This is a genomic window from Oscillibacter sp. (assembly GCF_032060045.1).
Taxonomy (GTDB): Bacteria; Bacillota; Clostridia; order Oscillospirales; family Oscillospiraceae; genus Oscillibacter.
Genome location: NZ_DAMBZJ010000019.1, coordinates 35,512 through 42,959 on the forward strand (window position 1 = coordinate 35,512; position 7,448 = coordinate 42,959).

General features: G+C 55.0%; 6 protein-coding genes and 1 pseudogene. 3 read left to right on the forward strand and 4 right to left on the reverse strand.

The features are described 5' to 3' along the window. Positions 1-226, forward strand: a 226-nt coding sequence (locus tag RT018_RS09240) for a cellulase family glycosylhydrolase (protein WP_312941283.1), incomplete at its 5' end; no start/stop codon positions are given. Positions 227-452: 226 nt separating this feature from the next. Here RT018_RS09240 and recG read toward each other — a convergent pair. The 3 genes from recG to thyA all read right to left on the reverse strand — a co-directional run bounded on the left by recG (position 453) and on the right by thyA (position 4,098). After that, positions 453-2,522 carry an ATP-dependent DNA helicase RecG gene (recG, locus tag RT018_RS09245; RefSeq protein WP_312941286.1) on the reverse strand — a complete coding sequence of 690 codons (2,070 nt, stop codon included), beginning with the start codon at positions 2,520-2,522 and terminating at the stop codon, positions 453-455. Between the two features lie 233 nt (positions 2,523-2,755). Continuing rightward, the gene (locus tag RT018_RS09250) at positions 2,756-3,250 is read right to left on the reverse strand and encodes a dihydrofolate reductase (protein ID WP_312941289.1); all 495 of its coding nucleotides are present in this window, start codon (positions 3,248-3,250) and stop codon (positions 2,756-2,758) included. 17 nt (positions 3,251-3,267) lie between these two features. Next, complete coding sequence (thyA, locus tag RT018_RS09255) at positions 3,268-4,098, reverse strand: thymidylate synthase (protein WP_312941291.1); 831 nt, start codon at positions 4,096-4,098, stop codon at positions 3,268-3,270. 195 nt (positions 4,099-4,293) lie between these two features. On the opposite strand from thyA, the gene RT018_RS09260 reads away from it, so the two are divergent. Beyond that, positions 4,294-5,151 carry an AraC family transcriptional regulator gene (locus tag RT018_RS09260; protein ID WP_312941293.1) on the forward strand — a complete coding sequence of 286 codons (858 nt, stop codon included), beginning with the start codon at positions 4,294-4,296 and terminating at the stop codon, positions 5,149-5,151. 208 nt (positions 5,152-5,359) lie between these two features. On the opposite strand, the gene RT018_RS09265 is transcribed toward RT018_RS09260, so the two are convergent. After that, positions 5,360-6,922, reverse strand: a complete 1,563-nt coding sequence (locus RT018_RS09265; protein ID WP_312941294.1) for a sodium-dependent transporter — start codon at positions 6,920-6,922, stop codon at positions 5,360-5,362. Positions 6,923-7,124: 202 nt separating this feature from the next. Here RT018_RS09265 and RT018_RS09270 point away from each other — a divergent pair. Next, positions 7,125-7,448, forward strand: a pseudogene (locus RT018_RS09270) (N-acetyltransferase); the annotation flags it as partial.

A 7,448-nucleotide genomic window follows, 5' to 3' on the forward strand; every position in this document is an offset into this window, starting at 1 on the left:
GGGAATCCCCGTGATCATCACCGAGTTTGGTGCGCGGGACAAAGACAACGAGGACGCGCGTATCCGTTGGGCGGAGTATGTTCTGAAATCCGCCCGCCCTCTGGGCATTCCCTGTGTCTGGTGGGATGGAGGCGGCAGGCCGGAGGAGAAGAAATCCTTTTCCCTGTATGATCGATACAGTCGCGTGTGGCTGTTTCCGGACCTGACTGCCGCGCTGACGAAGTGAAGATCGCGCGGTGATGAGAGCATCTCTGGGGACGAGGCTTTTTCGCGAATATACTGAGAAGCGGCGCAAAAAGCCGCCAAAGTCAGAGCAAAAACAGAGCCGGGAGAGATATCAGCTCTCCCGGCTCTGTTTTTTACGTAGTGTTTCTTGGCAAGAACGATAATTGCGCCAAGTTACTCAGCTTTGTAGAAAAATCGCTTCGCAACAGGGTAAATGTAAAGCTGCCTTAGTTCAACGCGTCGGCGCTCTGATGAAACAGCTCCAAAACACGGGCCTTCACAGAAGGATAGGAAGCAAGGGTCCCGTCCTGCGCAAGCAGCGCGTCCGCGGCGGTCTGGGCCTCCTTCAAAAGTGCCGCGTCACAGCCCAGGTCCGCCACCCGCAGACCCGGCAGGCCATGCTGCCGCAGGCCAAAAAAGTCGCCGGGTCCCCGCAAGCGCAAATCTTCCTCGGCGATTTTAAAACCGTCCGCCGTTTGAGTCATGACGCGCAGACGCTGGCGGGTGTCTTCGTTTTTACTGTCGGAGATAAGAATGCAATAAGATTTGTAGGCTCCCCGGCCCACTCGGCCCCTGAGTTGATGAAGCTGGCTCAGACCAAACCGCTCCGCGTTTTCCACCACCATCACAGTGGCATTGGGAACGTCCACCCCCACCTCGATCACCGTGGTGGATACCAGAATGTCCGTTGCCCCGGTGGCAAAGGTGGACATGACGGCCTCTTTCTCTTTTGCTTTCAACTTTCCGTGGACAAAAGCCACGCGCAGGTCGGGGAAGACTTCTGTCCGAAGGGTATCGGCATACTGCATCACGGCCTTGCGCCCATCGTCCCCATCCTCGCTCTCCGTAATTTCGGGGCAGACCACATAGCACTGCCGCCCCTCCTGCACCTGTTTGCGAAGAAAGGCGTACAGCCGGGGGCGGTATCCCCCGGAAACATTGGAGGTGCTGATATGCTGTCGTCCGGGGGGGAGCTCGTCAATGACGGACACGTCCAAATCCCCATAGAGAATCAGGGCCAGCGTCCGGGGAATGGGAGTGGCGGACATAACCAGCATATGGGGGCTGTCTCCCTTGGAGGCCAGCGCTGCCCTCTGGCCAACACCAAAGCGGTGCTGCTCGTCCGTTACCACCAGTCCAAGGCGCTGATAGTCCACGCCGCCGGAAATCAGCGCATGGGTCCCGATGATGAAATCAATTTCTCCCGCCGCCAGTTGGGCGGAGAGGGTGCGTTTGGTCTTCGGGGTCATGGATCCGGTCAGCAGGGCGCAACGTACGCCAAGACGTTCCAGCAGCGGGGAAAGGCCGTCGTAGTGCTGGTGGGCCAGAATCTCCGTGGGAGCCATCAGGGCGGCCTGCCGGTTGTTTTTTACGCAGAAATACACGCTGGCGGCGGCCACCATGGTTTTACCCGAGCCAACGTCTCCCTGACACAGCCGATTCATGGGACGGCCCGAGCGCATGTCCTCAAGGGCTTCCTCCACGCAGCGTGTTTGGGCCGTCGTGAGTGTGAAGGGGAGCGCGGCGTAAAAAGGAGTCATAGCAACACGTTCAAACGGCGAGGTGCGCACCTCGTCCCGCCGGGAGCGGAGGCGGCGCAGACCGATGGTAAACAAAAACAGTTCCTCAAATGCCAGCCGCCGCCGGGCCAGATCCAGTGCTTCTGGAGAAGCCGGAAAATGAATGCTCTCATAGGCAAAGCCCGCATGGCAGAGCTGATGCGCCTGACGCACACTCTCCGGCAGCACATCGGGAAGAATGTCTCCGCAGGCATCCAGACCCTGCCGGATGGAGCGGGAGAGAAGCAGGCGGCTTACCCCGGCGGTAAGGGGATAAATAGGGACAATGCGGCCCGTTTGCTCCTGCCGATCCGCCATTTCTACCACGGGATTTGCCATTTGGCGGCGAAGGAGATTTCCTTCCGCCTTTCCGTAAAAAATGTAGGTTTCCCCGGCCTTCAGGCTATTTTTCAGCCAAGCCTGATTGAAAAAAGTCACATCCAGCGCACCGGAGTCGTCCACGGCCCGAAGTTTCACCAGCTCCAGTCCCTTGCGGATGCGTGAGAGAGTGGGGGGAGAGGCAACCATGGCCTCCACACAGGCAAGCTCTCCCGGCTGCAGGTCCGAAATCCGCTTTGTGAGCGTCCGGTCCTCATAGGCCCGGGGAAAAAAGGAAATCAAATCCCGTAAAGTGCAAATATTCAGCTTGCCAAGGGACTTGGCCCGCTGGGCGCCGATCCCCTTGATAAACTGCACGCTTGTATTTAAATCCACCGTGGGGACCGCCTCCTCTCGCATAGCTCGTTTTATTATAGCCGTCCCCCGCCCGGTTGGCAAGGTGGTTTTCCGGGAAAAGAGAGACGTGGGGAAGAGGACGCAAAAACCTGTGTGAAAAGGATCAAAAAAACATTGGTATCAAAATATAAAGCAAGGGAAATGAATACAATAAACAAGGCGGACCTCCGAAGAGGTCCGCCTTGTGTACAACTGATTTCCGCTGGGGTGCTTTCCCGCAGGCTTCCCAAAAGGGTTTACAGGTTCAAATTGAGATACTCCACGTACCGATAGGTAAGGCCGTCTTCCTCAATCGGTTCGGACTGGGAGGCGACTTTCCACGCGGATAGCTTATCTAAATTGGGGAAGAAGGTATCCGTCCCGGGAATCACAGCCTCTACGCGGGTCAGGTAAACCATTTTACAGCGGGAGAGCATAGCTGCATAAATGCTGCCGCCCCCCATGACCCATACGTCGTCTGCGTTCACGTCCACCAGATTCAGCGCGGCTTCCACGCTGTGGACAATCTCTGCTCCCTCCCGGGTGAACTCCTTGTCATGCGTAATGACGATATTGCGCCGGTTGGGCAGGGGATTTCCGCCGGGCAGGGTTTCCAGCGTTCTGCGGCCCATGATGACGGTTCCTCCGGAGGTGAGCGTGCGGAAGCGCTTCATATCCTCCTTCAGATAAAACAGCAGCTGATTGTCCTTGCCGATGCCCCAATCCTGTGCCACGGATAAAATCGCGTTCATAAAAAAAGCCTCCCTCTTTATATGGCAATGGGAATTTTCGCCTCCAGCGGGGCGGGGGTATAGCCCTCCAGCCGAAAGCTGTCCCTTGTAAACCGGTAAAAATCCGTCACCGACGGGTCCACGGAAAACCGTGGGGCGGCGGCGGGAGTCTGAGCGAGAATCTCTTCCACGATGGGAACGTGCCGATCATAGATATGTGCGTCGGCAATGACGTGGACCAGTTCCCCGACCCGCAGGCCAGAAACCTGAGCCAGCATATGCGTCAGCACGACATACTGCACCACGTTCCAGTTGTTGGCGGCCAGCATATCTTGACTTCGCTGGTTCAAAATGGCATTCAGGGTATTACCCGAGACGTTGAAGGTCATGGAATAGGCGCAGGGATAGAGGTGCATCTCGTGGAGATCCTGAAAATTATAGATGTTGGTGAGAATCCGGCGGCTGGCAGGGTTGTGCGTCAAATCGTACAGCACTCGGTCAACCTGATCAAATTCTCCCTCGGGATATTGGTGCTTCACAGCAAGCTGATAGCCGTATGCCTTGCCGATGGAGCCGGTTTCATCCGCCCACTGGTCCCAAATTTTTGCATTTAAATCGTGAATGTTGTTGGACTTCTTTTGCCAAATCCACAAAAGCTCGTCAATTGCGGTTTTCCAATAGGTGCGCCGCAGGGTCAGAATTGGGAACTCGGCGGCAAGGTCATATCGGTTCACAATTCCGAATTTCTTGACGGTGTGGGCGGGGGCTCCGTCCTCCCAGTGGGGGCGGACCTCCCGGTCCCTGTCCCACACACCGGTATCCAGGATATCCCGGCAGTTTTGAATAAACAGCTCGTCCGCGCGGCTCATGATGAATCCCCCCGTTTTTTGTCTTGACTTATACAGTATAGCAGAATCAGCCGCTGGTTTCAACGGGGATTGACTGGGAACCGCGAAAAATGTTTCGCATAAAATTGCAGCATTTTGGCAAAATGACAATTGTATCTGTGCAAAAAGTGCTGTAAAATAAAAAGACAATCCATAAAATTGGAAGGGGTGTGGAGGATGCCAGAGGGGCTGGAGGGCGATAAGCGGGGCTATCTACTGGAAAATTTCCGCCTGTTTCGCCTGAAGGATACCAGCACGAAGACGCTGGAGTACCACTATCACGAATTTGACAAGCTTATCCTGCTTTTAGGTGGCAGAGTGACCTATATGGTGGAGGGCGTGACCTACTTTCTCCAACCGTGGGATTTACTTCTGGTGCCCCGCAACCAGATTCATCGGGCGCTGATTGACACGGGAGAGCCTTATGAGCGGATGGTGTTGTGGCTGGGGCGGGAGTGGATGGATAAACGGAGCGACCCAGACGAACCATTGTCCGCCTGCTTTGATCTGGCCTGCCGCCGGGGATTTCATCTCCTTCGGACGGACGAAGAGCGACGCCCTTTTTATCTGCGCCGATTTCAGGAGCTGGAAGAGGCGCTTCGATCCCGGGAATACGGCAGTGGACGAATGGCAGACGCCTGCTGCCAGCAGCTTTTGATTGACGTGAATCGAGACAGCCTGCGGGACAAAACTGCGGAGCGGGAAAAAGACGCCTATCGTTCTGATCCGAAAATCGAAGAGATTTTGCACTATATCGCGGGCAATCTGGACGGGGCCCTGACGGTGGAGGCTCTTGCGGCACGTTTCTTTCTCAGCCGGTATTATCTGATGCACCGCTTTAAGGAAGTCACGGGTTATACCGTGCACCAGTATATCAGCCAGAAACGGCTGCTGCTGGCGGGGGAGTTACTGCGGGAGGGAACGCCTGTGATGCGGGCGGCAGCTCTTGCAGGGTTTGGAGACTACTCCGCGTTTTTGCGGGCTTTTCGCGCCACGTTTCACGCGAGTCCCCGAGATTTTCAGCCTCGCCGATGACAAATCGCCGCAGAATCACTCCCGGTTGGGCAAGCATTGCCAGAAAGTCTTGTCGGATAGGGGGCAAAAAGGCCGAAAAATTTTTAGAGTGTTGTAAATGCCATTTGAACGGTTTAGAAAAGGTTGATATTCTAATAATGTCATGATGAGCACAAACCCCGGGAAGCGCCGCATAGCGCCCCCCGGGGTGAACAAGAAAACGTGAGTCTTATTTGTGAGATGTTTTGCGCATGGGAGAGGTGACGGCCGCGGCCACGCCAACTACGTAGACCACAATGCCGATGATATAGCTGGCAATCCGGGCGTCCTTACCAAAGAAGTCGGAAATCTGGCCAGAGAGGATCAGCGCCATACCCAATGGGGCAACGATCTTCATACAGGCGGAGAAGAAACCGTCCATTCGGTTGCCAGAGCCGGAGTGAATCTCGTCCAGCATGGACTTGGGTTGAATTTCCCAGCCGATCATAATGCTCATCAGCATGGCGCCCAGCGGCATGGCAAGCCCCTCAGAGAGCATATCCATGAAGTCCAGCCAGCAGTCGTTCCAGCCAGCGTATTGGGTCACGCCGTTTATGACGACAGCCGTGGTTTCCTTGAAGGGAACGGGAACGCCGTTAGAGCCCAGGCCGTCCACAGCCACCAGAGTGGCTTCCACCAAAATGGCGAGACAGACCAGCAGAACAACTTTGGAACGGCTGGCTTTTCTGCCCTTCTGGGCGGCCCGGTCCAGGAAGAACGTGCTGATGACCTCAATTAGAGAGATGCCAGAAGTGATCGCCGCAATCAGCACCAGCATATAGAAAATGGTGCCGAACAGAGCGCCCACGCTGCCCATGTTGTTGAACACGTTTTGCAGCGTGACGAACAGAAGGCTGGGGCCGCCGAGGGCAATGTCGCCCACGGGGATGCCCTGCTGGATGCCATAGGCCACGGCGGCGGGGATAACGGCGATACCCGCCAGGATGGCGATGATCGTGTCGGAAATGACAATGATGGCGGAGTTTCGCACCAGATTTTCCTTTTTGCTGAGATAGGAGCCATAAGTAATCATTGCTCCCATGGCCAGAGACAGAGAGAAGAACATCTGTCCTCCTGCGGTGGCCAATACGGTGCGGATATTGGGCGCCGCTTCAATAAAGCCACCCGCCACCGCGTAGCCCGGGACAAACATGAATTTCAGCCCCTCGATGGAGCCGGGCATGGACAGGCTTTTGATGATGATGATGACCAGCATCACAAACAGCGCGGGCATACCGACGTTGTTAAATTTCTCAATGCCGCCGGAAATACCGCCGCGGTTGATTAGATAGCAGATGATCAAAAACAGGACGGTGAAAAAAACGGATCCAATGGGATTCGTCAGCATGGAGTGGAATAGGTCGCCACCGGAAATGACCGGGTTCTGGAAAGCAAGATTGCTTAGATTCAAGGACATGTATTCAATGCAATAGCCGCCCAGCACAGAATAAAAGCTCATAATAATGAACGGAGAAAAGACCGCCAACCAGCCGATCCACTTGAATCGCTTCGATACCGCATGATACGCGCCGATAGGTCCCGTCCCAGTTTTGCGGCCTAGTGCCAACTCTCCCATCATGATGGTGAAGCCCACGAAAGCCGCCAACAGCAGATAGACAATCAGGAAGGTAAAACCTCCTGATTTACCCATCTTGTATGGAAAGCCCCAAATGTTACCAAGGCCGACGGCCGAGCCGATTGCCGCCAGCAGGAAGCCAATGTTGCTTCCCCAACTGCCCCTCTCATTTTCCACGAATAGCCCCTCTTTCTTAAATGGATTTGTGGTAAAAATATACTATTAACAAAGTGTGAAGTCAAGAGAAACGGGTGAAAAGTATACAAATTTTTTTTAAATATTTGTGACAGAATTAACAAAAAGAACAAAACTGGAAGACGAACAGGGTTTTGGAGGTGGGTCGCCGCCGATGGGGAACCCGTGAAAGGATCGAGGAAATATGCTTGAGTTTACGCCAATAACCGCCAAAGATGGAGCATTGTTGCGCGGGTATTACGAGACGTGCAATTATGGGCTTTGCGAATATTCCGCGGGTACAAAGCTTATGTGGGGAGAACGGCTCCACCCTGCATTTGCGGAGGCGGAGGGATGTCTGATTGTCCGCAACGAGCTGGAGGGGGAGTTTCTGTTTGATTATCCCGTTCCTGGCCCGGAGGGGGACGAGGACGCGGCTCTTTCCGCTATCGAGGACTGGTGCATGGAAAAGGGCGTGCCCCCGGTGATTTCTGTGGTTCCGGCAGTAAAGGTGCCCCGGCTTTTGCAA